Origin of the sequence: Amycolatopsis sp. lyj-84, assembly GCF_046549075.1 — a bacterium.
In the GTDB taxonomy this organism is placed as follows: domain Bacteria; phylum Actinomycetota; class Actinomycetes; order Mycobacteriales; family Pseudonocardiaceae; genus Amycolatopsis.
This window is the reverse complement of sequence record NZ_JAJPWO010000023.1, coordinates 38,516-53,559: the sequence shown is the minus strand read 5'-3', so window position 1 is coordinate 53,559 and position 15,044 is coordinate 38,516. Positions and strand designations below refer to the sequence as shown.

The window sequence follows — 15,044 nt, the reverse complement described above, 5'->3', positions numbered from 1 at the left end:
CCCGCAGAGGCGAGGAGAGGGACATGCGGATCGGTGAGCTGTCGACGCGCACACGGACTCCGATGAGGTTGCTGCGCTACTACGAGGAGCAGGGACTGATCGAGTCGGATCGACTGCCCAACGGATACCGGGACTATGAGGAGTACGTCGTCGACCGGGTTCTCCAGGTGCGAGGCCTGCTCGACGCGGGGCTGCCCACCCGGATCATCAAGCAGATCCTGCCCTGTCTGAACACCCCGCGCACGATCCACATGCCCTACGTCACGCCGGACATGGTCGCCACGCTCGAACACGAACGCGACCGCATGGCCGAAAAGATCGCATGCCTCACCAAGAACCACCGAGCCATCACCGACTACCTCGACGCCGTACGCGGCGATATCCGAGTCTCCTGACCGATATCGGGCCCCCTGGTCAACTGCGGTCAGGTTCCCTCGTCCGGAGCGCCTCGTCAGAGGTGGACGTCGTGGCGGGAGGAGACGTTCAGTTTGCGGCGAACCTTGACCACATACTCCTCGACCGTGCGACGGGACAGGAACAGGGCCTGTGCGATTTCCTGGTTGGTGTGGCCGCCTGCCAGGAGGCGGGCGACGTCCTGTTCGCGCGGGGAGAGTTCGCTGCCGTATCCGCGTCTGCCACGAGGCGATGGGGTGGCTGTCCCGGTACTGCGGGCGCGGTGGCGGCAGCGGGCGGCGTCGACCGTGGCACCCAAGGCGTCGTAGGACTGGGTCAGGGCTTCGAGCACCGCGGCGTCGGTGAAGGTTTCACCCTCGGCCTGCTCGGCGAGTTGGGTGGCCCGGTAGGACAAGCCCAGGTCCCAGTGCTGGTCGATTGCTTCCCGGTAGAGCCGGCCTGCCTCTTGATGGTCGTTCGTGGCCGCGGTCAGCCGCGCGCGGCAGGCGGTCAGTCCCGCCTGGGCCAGTGGGGCGTCGACTCCTCGTAGACCATGGGCTGTTTCCGAGACGAGCACCCGTGCCGAGTCGACGTCGTCGACTGCCAGGTGGTAATCGACGGCCTGGGGCAGGATGTCGCCCGACCACATCCACGCGCCCTTGTTCCGCAGCATCATCACGCCGCATCTCACGTGTTCCTCCGCCGCGGCGGTCTCGCCCCGGCTGAGGAGCATGCCGGCCATACCGCCTGCCGCCGAGATGCCCACCGGGAAGACCTGCGCCGTCGGGTGCGGACCCGTCGCCGCCTGGAAAGCTTTCTCCGCCCGCACCCACTCGCCCCGTGCCGTGGCCAGCCAGCCTCGCGTGAGGTGCAGGTCCGTGGTCAGCAGCAGGTCTTCATAGCTTTCGATCAAGCGGTCGAGTCGCTGTTCCAGTCCCTGCCATCGTCCACTGAGCCAGTCGAGCCGGGCCGCCGTGGCCTCGGCGGTGCCGACGACGTAAGAGGACCCACTCCGCTTGGCCAAGGTGATCCCGCCGCGCAGGAACTCCCGGGCCTTGGAGTAGTGCCCGATCCACGAGCAGGCATCCGCCAGGTTGCAGTGGGCCCGAGCCAGATGGTGGAGTTCGTCGGGGTCGTGCACATCCGATGGCGACGGCAGCCGGGAGATGCGCCCCCAGGTGCTCGGGTCTCCGACGATCAGCCGCCCGCCGAGCGTCGTGGCCAGCAGTGCGGTGCACAGTGCCCGGGTGGGCAGGTGGTCGAGGGTCGCCTCGACCCGGTCGAGCGACTTCCGGTGCTCGGCGATGGACGCGGACCCCAGATACGGCCCGGCCATCGCCGCCATGCCGCGCACCGTGCATTCCGGCTGGTCGCCGAGCAGGCCGAGGGCGAGGGCGATCTCCTCGGCGCCGCGGTCGAGCGACCCGGTCTCTCGCTGCAGCAACAGCCCGAACCACAAATGAACCTGGGCTCGGACGTCCGGGGCCAGGCGCGGGTCCACGAGCAGGCTTTCGACTCGCGCGGTCATCATCCCGCCGGGTAGTCCCGTCAGGGCGTAGTCACAGAGCTTGGTCGCCAGCCGGTTCGCGACCTCGGGGCTGGTCTCGGCATCGCCCAGGATCTCGACCAGCACGTCGACCGCGGTGGACACGTCGTTCGCGTCCTCCGCGACTTTGGCGGCGAGTTCGCTGTAGCGCAGCCACTCGGCTTTCATGCCTGCCGCTTTGGCGTGGGCGGACAGGCGGGCGACGGGTGCGTGGTCGAGGGCGGACAGCGCCGCCAAGGCGCGTTCGTGCAGCTCTCGCTTTCGCGGACCCGGCAGCGACGCGTACACCGCGCGCCTGGCGATGTCGTACCGGAAACCGTATCTGTCGGCCGTTTCCTCCACGAGCACACCGGACTCCAGCGACGCGATCAGGTGCGTCGCGGTCACCTCTCCCGCCACGGCGCCCATCACCTCGGGCGTCTCCGGGACACCCAGCACCGCGGCGGCCTCGGTGAGGGTCCGCGCGGCGTCGGGCAAGGCACCCAGCCGCTCTTCGATCGCCTCCGCCACCGAGGCAGGCACGTCCATTCCCTCGAGGACCCGCCAAGCCAAGTCACCTTCGGCGCGCACGTCCCGCACCGGGTCGCGCAGAGCCCGCACCGTTTCCTCGACCACGAAAGGGATCCCCGCCGTCTCGTGCAGGACGGCTTCGGCGAACCGACGCGACGTCACGGTGGCTCCCACCAGCGCGTCGATCATGGCGCGCACGTCCGCCGCACCGAAGGGGCGCAGGACCAGATCGAGCCCCGTCACTCCGTGCGGCAGGTGGAAGGAGTGGCCGAGTGGTGCCACTGACGGCAGATCCTCGCGACGGTAGGTGGCCACGATCGACAGGTCCGGCGGCGGGTTCGCCAGTACGAAGCGCAACACCCGGCGGGTCTTTTCGTCCGCCCACTGCAGATCCTCGAGCACGAGCACGACCGGTCCCAGCGAACGCAGGAGATCGCGCACGGCGCGGAAGACCCGGTGCCGCTCGGCGCCGGGATCATCGAGGGCGCGCGGCGCCGGTGGCAGGCGGTCGGCGAGTTCGGGCAGATGGTCCCGTAGCGCACCGGTCACCGGGCCGGGCTCGACCAGCAGGTCGCCGCACTGGCTGAGGCAGTCGAGGAGCACTCCGTACGGGAACGGGTCGGACAGCGGCTGGCACGAGCCCGTGATCACTCGCGGGGCACCGTCGCGGGCGGCCGCGGCGGCGAACTCGGTGACCAGCCTGGACTTGCCCACCCCGGCCTGGCCTTCCACGAAAACGGCCGACGGCGGGTGCCGCACCGCGGTGAGCAGGGCGGCGAGTTCGGCGTCCCGGCCGATCATCGGCGGGGAGCGGAATCGGCCGGAGAGAGGATCCGCGCGCCCGTCGACCATGCTCGCTCCTGTCGGTGATCCGTCCGCTGAGGAATGTCCGACATGGTAGGTCGGCGGGCACCGGTGCCATAACCCCGCGAGCTACGGCACTTGCGTCCACACGGGATCAGGTACCGGTACGGGTCGCGACCACACTTGTTCCCCTGCCCGCCAGGCCGAACTCTGATTCCCCGAGCGGCTCGATGTCACAACCCCCTACGGCCGCTCGAACGCGCGATGGAGGAATCGATGCGACAAAGCAGAACGAGCTGGATGGCGAACCTGTTCACCGTCGCGGTCGCCGCCGCGGCAGTGGTGACGACCGCGGGCGTGGCCGTGGCGCAGGACACGGACGCGGCTGTCGTCCAGGCCGACCGGCCTTACCCCGGGCAGTACATCGTGGTGCTCGAAAGTGGCGCCCGTGCCGCGGCAGAAGGCCAGGCCTCGACACTCACCCGGCGCTACGGCGGAGAGGTGACCGACACGTACTCGGTCACACTGAACGGGTTTTCGGTCCGAGGCCTTTCCGAGCGGCAGGCGCGGCGATTGGCCACCGACCCGTCGGTCAAGGCAGTGCACCAGGACGGCACGACCAGGGCGGAGGGGGAGCAGCCGAGCCCTCCGTCGTGGGGCCTGGACCAGATCGACCAGCGAACCGTCACCCTGGACAAGAAGTACACCTTCCCGAATTCGGGCGAGGGGGTGACCGCCTATGTCATCGACTCCGGGGTGCAGGCCCAGCATCCCGAGTTCGAAGGCAGGGCGAGCCACGGCTACGACTTCCTCGACAACGACACTGACGCCGGTGACTGCTACTGGCACGGCTCGCACGTGGCGGGGACGATCGCGGGCAAGACCGTCGGTGTGGCGAAGAAGGCCAAGGTCGTGGCCGTGCGCTCACTCGACTGCAAAGGCTCCGGCCCGGACTCGGCCACGGTCAGCGCGATGGAATGGGTGGCCAAGAACGCCGTCAAACCCGCTGTAGTGAACCTGAGCCTGGGCATGGATGTGCCCGGTGTCGGTGACGAACAGGTCAAAGCTTTGGTGGCCAAGGGAATCGTCGTCGCGGTCTCCGCAGGCAACGACGGCAAGGACGCGTGCGGCGTGAGCCCGGCGCGGGTCCCGGAGGCGCTCACCGTCGGCTGGTTCAACAAGGACCGCACCCGCGGCGGGAACCACGGCCGCTGCATCGACCTCTTCGCGCCGGGCGGCAACATCTACTCCAGTGACAACACCGGAAGGTTCCGTACCGCCAGCGGTACATCCATGGCCTCCCCGCACGTCGCCGGCGGTGCGGCGCTCTATCTCGCCGCGAACCCCGGTGCGACCCCGCAGCAGGTCAGCGACGCGCTGGTGCGCGGCGCCACCCCGGACCTGATCACCAACCCTGGGACCGACTCGCCGAACAAGGTGCTCTACGTCGGCGACCTGGGTGGCGGCACGCCGCCCGGATGCGGGATCAAGGGCAACGACCAGGATGTGGCGATCCCCGACGCGGACGCCGCGGTGGGGAGCTCCGTGAGCCAGGATTCCTGCGATGGCAAGGCATCGGCCACGCTCGCGGTGCGAGTGGACATCGATCACGGCTATACCGGGGATCTCGCCATCGACCTGGTCGGGCCGAGCGGAACGTCCTATCCGCTCAAACGCGCGGGCGGTGTCGGCGAATCGGGCGGCGTGCACCAGAGCTTCACCGTCGACGCCTCCCGTGAGGACGCGAACGGCACGTGGCGACTCTCGGTTCGCGACACCTACCGATTCGACGTCGGCACGCTCACCGGCTGGTCGATCACATTCTGACCACTGTGGACGGACAGCGCCGCCCACTTTTCGGACTTCGAAAGAGAGAACGATGAGAACATCACGCTTCGCCGTAGCCCTCACCCTCACCCTCGCGCTGGCCACGGCGCCCTCGCTCATCATGAGCACGGCGGCCGCCTCGCCGGCGGACGAGATCAGCATCGCGGCGACCCCGACCGATCAGCTCCGCACGACGGGCGCGGGAACCCGGATCGTCAACGGGGAACGCACCACGGTCAAGGAAAACCCGTCCGTCATCGCGGGCATGCGTGTCGGGGGCGGAGGCCCGCAGGGACAGTCCTGCACCGCCTCCGTGGTCGGCAAGCGCAAGATCTTGACCGCGGCACACTGCATGATCGACACCACCGGCGCCAAGAGTTACCTCTACGGCGACGACGACCTGAACACTCCTGGCGACGAGACGTTCCGCACGGCCGTCGCCTCGTTCAAGGCCCACCCCCAGTACACCGGTTCCGGCGGCTGGAGGACGGGTTACGACGTCGCGGTGGTCACCACTGTCGACGACCTCCCGGTGCCGGAAAACCAGTGGGCCAAGGTGGCGGGCTCGGGAGACAGCGCGCTCACGCAGCCGGGCAAGTCCGGCACTTCTCTCGGCTACGGCAAGACGTCGGCGAGCGGCGGCTCCGGCGAGCTCCGCAAGACCACCATGCCGGTCAACGACCCCGCGGGGTGCCAGGTCTTCGACATCCGGGTCAACGGTGATCTGATGGTGTGCACGGGCTACAACGACGGGCGCACCGCCGACTGCTCGGGTGACAGCGGCGGTCCGTTCATCGTGGACGGTGTGATCGTCGGTGTCTCGTCGTGGGGCTCCAGCGCTTGCGACCGCTACAGCATCATGGCGCGCCTGACCAACGGGATGGGCGACTGGGCCCGCGCCGAGATCGGCGGAACCCAACCCGGCGACGGGAAGTTCGGCATGGCGTTGTCACCCTCCTCCGGCAAGGCCGAGTCCGGCAAGCACGTCTCCACCAGCGTCACCACCACGGCGGGCGACCAGGGCCCGGAAAAGCTGGAGCTGAGCGCGTCCGCGCTGCCCACCGGAACGACCGCCACCTTCCAGCCCTCGTCGGCTGTCGACTCCGGGCAAGTCGCCAAACTGACCCTGCAGACCGCGGCGAGCACCCCGGCGGGCATCTACAAGGTCACCGTCGCGGCCAAGGGCGCCTCCGGATCCAAGACCGCCGAGTTCACGCTCACGGTCGGCGACGGCGGTACCGGCGACGGCCCGAGGCCGTCCGTCTCGCCCGGCACCGGGACCGTCCCGCCCGGTGGCTACGCCAACGCGACGATCACCGTCACCGGCGGTACGGGTCCCATCCGGCTCAGCGGCGCCGGACTGTCCCACCCGCCGACGTTCTCACCGCAGACCGTCAACGCCGGCGGTACTTCGCGAATGACGGTCATGGGCCCGTACCAGCGCGGTACCCACAAGGTGACCATCACCGCGACGGACAGCACCGGGAAGTCCGGAACCACGGAGTACACCCTCACCGTCCGATGATCCACGGTCCAGCGGGTCCCTGATCCGGACTCTTCCCGACCCTCTGGAGCCCGTGACCGCCGATGCGGTCGCGAGCTTCAGAGGGTCGCTCCTCATGCGAGAAGGTGGACTGGTCACGCCGTCCTCGCGGTTCCCGTTTGCTGCTCGGAAGGTGCAGGATGCGGAGCTCGACCAGGAAGGAAGCGGGCGTGGTCGCGAAGAAGTGGACTGTCCGGCCACGGACGGGCTTGCTTCGGTGACCGCTTGTGCGGTTCCCAGCGCCACTCCGGTGACGTCGGATCGCAACTCCGCCGCCCCGGCGGCGCCAGTGGCTCGGAAGCTGCTGGGAGAGCTACCGGTAGCGGTTCGCGGCGTTCTGGATGGCTATGACCGGACAGGTTCCCGCATTGGAGGACGGAGTCCGGCAGTTGACAAGATCACCCTCAGCCAAGCACACGTACCTGTTGAAAGGGTTGGTGCGCTGTGACATCTGTGCCTGGAAGATGCAGGGTGCGGTGATTCGTAAGGGCATCTACTACCGGTGCATCGCGCGGACGATGGCGCCGGGCTCGCCGGTGCTGGCCGATCATCCGAAGACGGTGAACCTTCGCGAGGACGTCGTGATCCCACCGCTCAATGCCTGGCTGTGCCAGGTCTTCGACCCGGACCGCCGCGACGAGACCGTGGCCGCGATGGTCGGAGCTCAGCCGGGTGGGTCGGGAACGGGACGCGAGATCGTTGAGAAGCGGTTAAGGCCGCAGAGGCGCGATTGCGGCGGCATCAGGCCGCGATTGAGGCCGGCGTGGATCCGGCGGCGCTCGTGGATGCGATGAACCTTGCTCAGGCGGAGCGCCAGGCGGCACGAGAGGAACTGGGGAACCTGCCCGAGTCCGCCACGATCGACGCGGCGGAGGTGTACGCCATGTTGGACTCGCTGGGTGATGTCGAAAGGGCACTCAACTTGCGGAACCCGGACCGCATCACGCAGGTCTACCGGGACCTCGGGCTGCAAGTGCTTTACGACAACAAAAAAGAGGCGGTCGTAGTGACCGCCTCTCCCGTGTGGATAACGTGTGTGTCCGAGGGGCGAGTTGCTCACTATCCACACGCCTGCAGTTGGTCCCGCGAAGGGTGGGAGTGCACGGTAGCTCCAAGCTACCCAGGGATCCTCGTTCGGCATCCAGGCGGAACTCGCGCTCTCGTGAATCGCTGAATTCGCCACCGTCGGGATTGCTCGGTGGCAACGTAGTCGGGTGGCGGCGTTCGACGATGACCTTCCTCGGGTGCGGGCCCGAGCCTTCGGTAGGGGTGCCAAGGTGATTGGGCTATCATGCCCAGCTTGGCCTACGCAGCAGTCGCGGGTCCGGCGTGTACTTGAGCTCCTAGCGTTCGCTAACGGTCTCGTCTGTGTCGGCAAGTAGTGAGTCGATCGTGGACCGCCACTTGGTTGATGCCATACAGAGCGAGCCGCAGTTGTCCGGATCGATGTTGGCGAGACTCTCCAGTTTTGGGCGGATTTCGGTCAGTTCTTCACTTCGTGATCTTGGCCAGCGTCCCCATCCGTCGAGACGGTCGCCTAGCTCAAGCAGTTCATGCGCAGTGCGGTAGTACCGTAGCTGCGCGTCGTCTAGGCGTCGGGCTGCGTAGCCACCGCAGACAGAACACCAATCGGGGTTCAGCGGTCCGACGAGATCCTGAAGATGTAAGAGGTCGAAGCGATCGTCAAGTGTGGTTCGTCCTGAGCGTGCGAAGGAACAGAACGGGGAGTGTCCTTTGCCGATGTAGCGGCCAGAACCGTCCGTTGTATAGATCTGCACGGAGGCAAGCACCCCTAGAGGCAAGCCGAGGCCACGCATCCGACGGTCGTCGGCTGGCGGCTCGAACGGCCTGAGATCCAGTGGGTGGGGAGTCAGCAGGCCGAGCCATTCGATATCGCGATCAGGTGGCTCGTAACCGTCGGTGAGGGTCCGGAGATCGGCGACCGTGCGCACCAGTGCGAGCAATCTGAGCCGTCGTTCGACGGCCTCGCGATCTGATCGGTACCTCCGTTGGATGACGGTGTGCTCTCCGGCCTGGGTGCTCAATGGGTCGACGTCGTCATTCAAGCTGCCTTCGAGGTCGTTCATCCAGGCCGCGATCAAGTCGGCTGGAAGGTCGTCGGGCCCGGCCATGATCGCACCTCGCCAGCCTTGTGCGCAGCGTTTGGCGAGAGCACCGATGGTCAGTACCTCGGTGCCCCCAGCAGGTGAGTAGACCTGGAATATCTCGGCTCCAGAGCGACGCAATCTGTCGACGTCGCCGGAGGTGAGAGTCCGCCGCTTCCCGATCGTCGTATCATCCAAGATTCCGGGCAAAATGCCCGTGGAGACAGAGGGGCGTGCGCTCTCCCACTGAATGAACCCTGCCAATGAGTCGGCGGTGTCGAGTTCATCCGCCTGTAGGCCATGCCGGTCGCCGAGCAGGTGCCTCGCGATCACGTCTGGCACCGTCAGCAGCGCCGCGTCGTGGGTCCAGCTGAACCGTGTGCCGTATCGGGCGATGACGGCGAGTTCCCATGCCGTCGCTGCGTCCCAGGGATCTTGATCCGCCTGGCGAGGCTTCGTCGCTTGAATGACAACGTTGCGGTGCGGTGCTGAGATATGGTGTTCCGCTGCGGCGTCGGCCTGTTTCGTCCAGCCGTCAATCAGCTCCGTGAGCGTTGAGATCGCGGCGTCGCGCCCTTTTCTCTTTCGGCCTAGTGCGGAATCCAGAGCTAGCTCAGCGGCGCGAGCCATGTCATCGGTGGAGCGGCCATGGGCCGCAGCGTCACGCCAGCGATGCCAGCACTTGCCGAGGATCCGGAGGACGTGGTGCGGGGACCCTAGGATAGCGAATTCCGGTCGTTCTGCAGGAAGGTCCGGCTGAGGCAGCGACAGCGCTGCGGTCGCGATCATGAGACGATCTGGGGCGATGGTCTGCGAGATCAGGTTTCGAAGCAGTTCAGCTTCGCTGTCGGCAATCGCCAAAATCGGTGCAGCCCAGGAGCGGAGCCACGGGTAGGCGGCAACGACTGCATGTGCGTTGCGCGCTTCGCGGCGGGCGTAACGCCAGGAGGAGTACAGAGAGTCACGAAGCTCGCGGGCGCTGCCGTACTCGTTCCAGAGATCGTCGTCGTCCTCATCCTCATCGGGCGGGTACTCGCCGTTCTGGAGCAGTTCGGCGGCGCGCGCACACTCCGCGGCCGGGTAGTCTTCCTGGATACTTCCGGGCGACTCATCCGGCATTGACGTGATCGCCTGTAGGAACATGCCGAGTGCGCTGTTCGGACGTGCCCACCGGGCTGTTCGCCCGCACTGCCTGCACATTCGACCGATGGTTTCGGTGTTGAGCGGCATGATGATGTGCCGGGTGACCGGGAGACAGGACCGATCGGCGTGGATCCGCGCTGTTTTACTTTTGCCGCCGATGTAGACTTCGACGTCGGCGCCATCGAACGGGCCAAGCGGAATGTCAACAGTCAGAGCGCGCAATGCCAACCCCCCATGTCGCGAACGAGCGGCACAATCCTACGCGTTTGCTGCCGGCGGGCAATGTCCGGCCTGAGCTCACATACGCCTCTCGATCAGGCAAGGCGGCTGTGTGATGGATCGGGCGAACGGAAGAGGAGGCGGTTGCCGGCAGCGGTGCCTGGACGACTACAGCCTGCTCGTCGAGTCTGCTTTCGGACAGGGGCTTCAGCAGCGCTGACCGATGGCCAAGCAACTGAGGAGATTGCGTGCTGGTGAATTACGCGCTGTGCCCTTCGCTGGTGACCTCGCAGGCGGAGTGCCCGATCGCCCGCTCGGCGTCGTGCGCAACAGCACGGGTCCAGGCTGGCTGTGCCGCTAGGTCGCGTAGCTCGAGGTAGCGGTTGTGGAAGCGGTGACCATGGCTGTGGCGAGACCTGATTCGAGGGACAGGGTGTTCAGAGGGAGTGTCGGCATGGCCGGGACCTAGGCGGCCGCGCTACCCGAGTACACATGGGGCGTTCACTGGCTTCATGATCGCTGGTGCCAACTGCAGGTACTGCGTATACCTCTGCCGTGGCGTAAAGGCCGTGGCCTCAGGTGGCTTGCGGGCGCCACCAGTTGCTGGCGTCCACGCAGGCCCGGAGCCATGCGAGTTCCTGGGCGTTGACGATGAACTGGTCGCCCACCACGGGGATTCGGTCGACGATCGAGCCAAGCTCTTGATCGCCGAACTCTTCGACTTTCTTCCGCAGCTCTGGGTCGTCGATGAATTCGACCAGTTCTCCGACTGTGGTCAGCCCGAGTTGCGCGAACTGATCGCCTTTCGTCAAGGCGTCGGGCGTGAGCTCGATGGGATCCCAGCCCCAGTCGCTGTGCAGGAGGGTCGCGACCTCGTCACCCCGGCGTTGCCGGAAGACGATTTCCTCGCCGTACTGGTTCATGAAGTAGGAGAGGTAGTCCGTGGTGTCGAATACGTGCCCGCTGAGGTTGCTGAGCGCGTGGCGAAGCTGTCCTCTCTCCGCGATGTAGTCGCGCATCTTCTTGGTGAATGAGTCGACCGACGAGGTGTTGAGCACGTCCGCGGCAGAGACTGTGATCGAACGAAGTTCGTTACCGTCCGTTTTCGCCCGCCGAATCTGCGCTGAGGCATTGGCCCAGTGGAGCATGTCCTTCTCGGGGTCGTAAACCACACATACCACCGGAACGTTGGTGTTCCGCCAGGAGCGCTCGTGCTGCTCTATTTGCACACGATATCCGGCGCCACTGCGGTAGGAGACGCCGCCTTTGACCTGAACCGCGATGGTGTCACCGGTCGTGCGCTGCTCCTCTACGAAGCTGAGATAGAGGTCCTCGCCGAAGTCGTTGTGCCCATCGATCTTCTGGACTATGTGTCCTTGGTCCTGCAGCAACGCGGTGACACGGTTGATGGCACGGTCTTCGATGATTCTCTTCGGATCTACTCGGCTCATCGTTTCTTTCGATCGCTGTTTGTATTTTGGGTTGGGGACGAGGGGTGAGGGCAAGTGAAATTCTATTCGGCAGGTATAGTGCCGTCACATGGTGCTGGTGGAGTACTTCGATGATGCTCGGTGAGCACGACCGGGGAAGATCGCCAGTTCGGCATCTGACTTGATGCGGTGGCGGTAATCCGCCCACCGGCCGAGTGTTCATCGGCGCGGGCTTGGCGGTCTACGGCTGTTTACGAGTATGATCTCGCATGCGCAGCAGTACTGGTCTAATTGCCTCCCGGTCCGACCGCTCGGAGTTATTAGTGACCCGCCGATGCAGCCTCGGGTGGCTTAGTTAGAAAGACTGTGCGGCTCCGCTGGACTGCCTGGTCAAAGGCGGCGTGGTCCTGGCAGTGGACCGTGAAGCTTGTCGAGGTGTTCGGGCACCCACTTTGGACCGGCATAACTTTCCTCGCCAAAAGCAGCGTTGATCATTTGGTGAGTCCAGCTATCATGTTGCGCTCGCGACATCTCTGGCCATGTCATTGTCGACAGTGCTCCGTTGATCCACGCCACGCGATACTGCGCGGGCACCGGATCGGCTTTTGGTTCTTCCTCGAGAACTTTCGGATATACGTACGCATTAGAGCCTGGGCCGCACTCGCGAACAAATTCCTTGGCCCAAGATAGCGCTTCCCGATCATTATTAAACGGTTTCGAGCGATGCTTGCTCGACGGCTCCGCGGTTGCGTATAGCACACGCCACGGTCGCTTGGCCATGTCCGACAGACTCCTAACGGTAACCTCAACTGCCTTGAGTCTAGCTTGGTCTGAAGAGTTGCGGACTTGTGGGATCCATCGATAGGCCGATAAAGGTGTGTTCGTTGGGCGGCAAAGCCTGGCGTTAAGTCGAATGGCCGAAGTATTACCCGGATGGGCGTTGGTTACCGTCGAGATGTCCCCTGTGGAACCATGTCGCGCCAAAGATCACCTCAAGAAGCGCAAGGTCTAGGATACCGCGTTGCCACGGGCGGAGTTCGTCCTAGGGTGACGAGTTGGGCGGCTAACGACAAGGCTACCCTGATAGCCTTCGAAGAGCTGACTAGTCTGCTCAACTTGCATCGTGCATCCCGCGGACTCTGACTCATCTGCGATTCTTGTTGGAGAATCCCGGCGATCTGACCGCAGTGTCGAGTCCTGTAGAGGGGAGGATCGAGGTGCGGACGCGGATCGTGGACGTCCTCTGCTGGGAGGGTAACGCCGATGATCCGACGGTGGAGGGGGCATCAGCTTGTAGAACCTCCATTTAACGCTCCGGACGGGCGTCATTCCATACCTGTCGCGGTCTTTCCTCGATGATGGCCAGGCTGTCGGGAGGTGTCAATTTTGGGCATGTTAGAAATGTATTAAAACTGTCGGTCTGGACGATGGTTCGGGTTTGTGGTTACTTGAGTCATTGATAGTTTTCTCGGGGTGTCGCCGTCGTGGGTCGTGATGAAGACATGCTGGCGATGCCAGGCGTAGTACTTGTCCCGCTCTCTGTTCCACCATGTGCTCGCGCGGCCGTTGAGATGATCGCGGATAAAGTTCATGACACGTGCGGACGCAGTGACAATATTACTGACAATAATCGTGCCGTCTTCTCCGACGGAGATGTATCCGCGTTCGAAAAGGCTGTCGCATCCCAGGACGCAAGCGAGCATGCCTATGTTGTCGAAATCCTTCCGTTCCTCCTCGGTGCAGTGGGCTCGCTTCTTGATATGCGCCCCGACTAAAAAAGAAGCCGGAAAGCTTTCACCGCACAACCCGCAGGTGTCGCCAGCCAGTTCAACGAGCCGTCGCTTAAGGCTTGGGTGCTCGCGACGCCAACTAGTTGTCCGTGTGCCGTCGGTGGGACCATCAGGCGCCACGGGTGACCCAGTCTTACGTGCGTGTGTGGCGCAGAGGCTCAAAACGTTGCTTGTGTCGGCCAGGTTGATCAGATCGGCTAAGTTCTCGGCCTGTTCGCCGTCGGCGACCGTAAACCCCTGGATGAATGCCCTGTCGCTCCAGTCGAGTGCGAGTCGGATCTCTTCGATCGGGAGTGCTACATCGCGAAGGTTGACCAGCGCGAACATTAGCTCCCAGGTAAGTCCGTCTGCATTGCGGCCCCAGAGTCGATCGGCGAGAACTGCGTTGCGGAACGGTAGAGCGATATGCCCTGCCAGGTAGATCTTCTTCTGGCCATAGAAGAAGACGGCATCTCCGGGTGCCAGTTTCGCCCACTTGCCGACGTTGGCTCCGTTAGCCGCAGGTGTCGCACCCCAGAATTGCGCAGTGCCCTGCGGGTAGATTGCCATCAACGCCTCAAGTGTTTGTGGCTCGAACACGTCTTTGTGATCAGCCAGGCGGACCCGAGTGTCGATGGTGTCGCGGTAGTGGCGTGCTACTTCACGATCGTTGAGCGCCGCTGGTTGGAGTGCGACCTTCATGAGTGCTTCGATCCGAGTTTGTCGTATTTGAGTGCTGTCCCCCTGGCCAGGTCGACAGGATACCTTCTCTCGTTCACATCGATCTTCTCGGCGAGAGCTGCCAAGATGTCGATGTTGAGCACATCTGCCAGGCGCAGCAGGTAGGCCAGCGTATCAGCCACTTCATGGCGCACTTGATCGGCGGTTTCAGGATTGTCCATGATCTTCGCCGACTCGTCTGGTGTCAGCCACTGGAACAGCGCTGTAAGTTCGCCGGCTTCCCCGGCGAGGGCCATGACCAGGTTTTTCGGCGTGTGGAACTGATGCCAATCGCGCGACGACGTGAATTCATGTAGCCGCCGTGCCAGATCATCGAGGTCCATGACGTGGATCTTACCGAACCACGTCGGAGACGTCGGTCAAGTGCGCGAGAGCCTGCGCCGCCGTGCGCCGGACGGCGATCAGGTAGGTCAGCGCGGGCAGGGTCGCGGGCGAACCGATCCGGCCGAGTTCCCACACGGCGACGAGTACGGGGCCGTCGCGGGCGAAGTCTCAAAGCTGGGCGAGCAGCAGCGGCACCTCGACGTCGGGCTCGAAACGGGCCAAGGCCTTGATCGTCGGGCCGGCTGCTGGCTTCGAACCGAAGAAGTCCCGTTTCGCGGTCGAGGCGAGCAAGCCGGGATCGCTCGCGAACTGCCGGGCCAGGAAGGTCTCAAGTACTTCGGCTTGTGCTGAGGTCAGGGGTTTCAAGAGCGGCCCCTGCCGGAGTTCTGTCACGCCTTCGTCCGCCACTGCTCGAACGCCTCATCTCGCATCGAGTCGCGGGCGGCGAATCGGAGCAAGAGCGAGACGGACAAGATCGCCAAGCTGATCCCGAGGATGGTCGTTGACCAGCTCGGCGCGGGCACATCCCCAGGCGACATGCGTCTTCGGGTCTCCTGTGTTCGGTACACGATCAACGCGACGGTGTCGCCTACCGTGGGCGTACCACCGAGCCATGAGCCGATCAAGCCGGTCGCCGCAATATTCGTGGCGTGGGCCTTGGCTCCGCCGAACCAGTGATCTTTTCGGGGA

11 protein-coding genes are annotated in these 15,044 nt (G+C 64.8%); 4 read left to right on the top strand and 7 right to left on the bottom strand.

Annotated elements, in window-relative coordinates; genetic code table 11:
* Positions 1 to 23 precede the first annotated feature (23 nt).
* Entirely contained in the window at positions 24 to 395 is a 372-nt protein-coding gene (locus ACLJRM_RS41860) for a MerR family transcriptional regulator (protein ID WP_101607269.1), read from the top strand.
* 56 nt (positions 396 to 451) lie between these two features.
* Here the strand turns inward: ACLJRM_RS41860 and ACLJRM_RS41855 are convergent, their stop codons facing one another.
* Positions 452 to 3,301: an ATP-binding protein gene (locus tag ACLJRM_RS41855; protein WP_410666205.1), complete on the bottom strand. Its 2,850-nt coding sequence runs from the start codon at positions 3,299 to 3,301 to the stop codon at positions 452 to 454.
* 228 nt (positions 3,302 to 3,529) lie between these two features.
* Here ACLJRM_RS41855 and ACLJRM_RS41850 point away from each other — a divergent pair, with 228 nt between their 5' ends.
* The 3 genes from ACLJRM_RS41850 (at position 3,530) to ACLJRM_RS41840 (ending at position 7,417) form a co-directional block, all read left to right on the top strand.
* On the top strand, positions 3,530 to 5,080 hold the full coding sequence (locus ACLJRM_RS41850) for a S8 family serine peptidase (protein WP_410666204.1): 1,551 nt from the start codon (positions 3,530 to 3,532) through the stop codon (positions 5,078 to 5,080).
* Between the two features lie 52 nt (positions 5,081 to 5,132).
* Positions 5,133 to 6,605, top strand: coding sequence for a trypsin-like serine protease (locus tag ACLJRM_RS41845; RefSeq protein WP_410666203.1), 1,473 nt, complete (start codon positions 5,133 to 5,135; stop codon positions 6,603 to 6,605).
* Between the two features lie 365 nt (positions 6,606 to 6,970).
* Positions 6,971 to 7,417, top strand: a complete 447-nt coding sequence (locus ACLJRM_RS41840; RefSeq protein WP_410666202.1) for a hypothetical protein — start codon at positions 6,971 to 6,973, stop codon at positions 7,415 to 7,417.
* Positions 7,418 to 7,966: 549 nt separating this feature from the next.
* Here the strand turns inward: ACLJRM_RS41840 and ACLJRM_RS41835 are convergent.
* From ACLJRM_RS41835 to ACLJRM_RS41810, 6 genes are all read right to left on the bottom strand, one after another.
* Entirely contained in the window at positions 7,967 to 10,093 is a 2,127-nt protein-coding gene (locus ACLJRM_RS41835) for a hypothetical protein (RefSeq protein WP_410666201.1), read from the bottom strand.
* A gap of 572 nt (positions 10,094 to 10,665) precedes the next feature.
* A complete protein-coding gene (locus tag ACLJRM_RS41830; protein ID WP_410666200.1) occupies positions 10,666 to 11,541 on the bottom strand; it encodes a DUF4365 domain-containing protein in 876 nt (291 codons plus the stop codon).
* A 1,385-nt stretch (positions 11,542 to 12,926) separates the two neighbouring features.
* The gene (locus tag ACLJRM_RS41825; protein WP_410666199.1) at positions 12,927 to 13,991 is read right to left on the bottom strand and encodes a hypothetical protein; all 1,065 of its coding nucleotides are present in this window, start codon (positions 13,989 to 13,991) and stop codon (positions 12,927 to 12,929) included.
* The gene (locus ACLJRM_RS41820) at positions 13,988 to 14,353 is read right to left on the bottom strand and encodes a nucleotide pyrophosphohydrolase (protein WP_410666198.1); all 366 of its coding nucleotides are present in this window, start codon (positions 14,351 to 14,353) and stop codon (positions 13,988 to 13,990) included. Before ACLJRM_RS41820 ends, ACLJRM_RS41825 begins: the two co-directional genes overlap by 4 nt.
* A gap of 10 nt (positions 14,354 to 14,363) precedes the next feature.
* Positions 14,364 to 14,489 carry a hypothetical protein gene (locus ACLJRM_RS41815; protein ID WP_410666197.1) on the bottom strand — a complete coding sequence of 42 codons (126 nt, stop codon included), beginning with the start codon at positions 14,487 to 14,489 and terminating at the stop codon, positions 14,364 to 14,366.
* A 33-nt stretch (positions 14,490 to 14,522) separates the two neighbouring features.
* Positions 14,523 to 14,762, bottom strand: coding sequence for a hypothetical protein (locus ACLJRM_RS41810; protein ID WP_410666196.1), 240 nt, complete (start codon positions 14,760 to 14,762; stop codon positions 14,523 to 14,525).
* Positions 14,763 to 15,044: the final 282 nt, after the last annotated feature.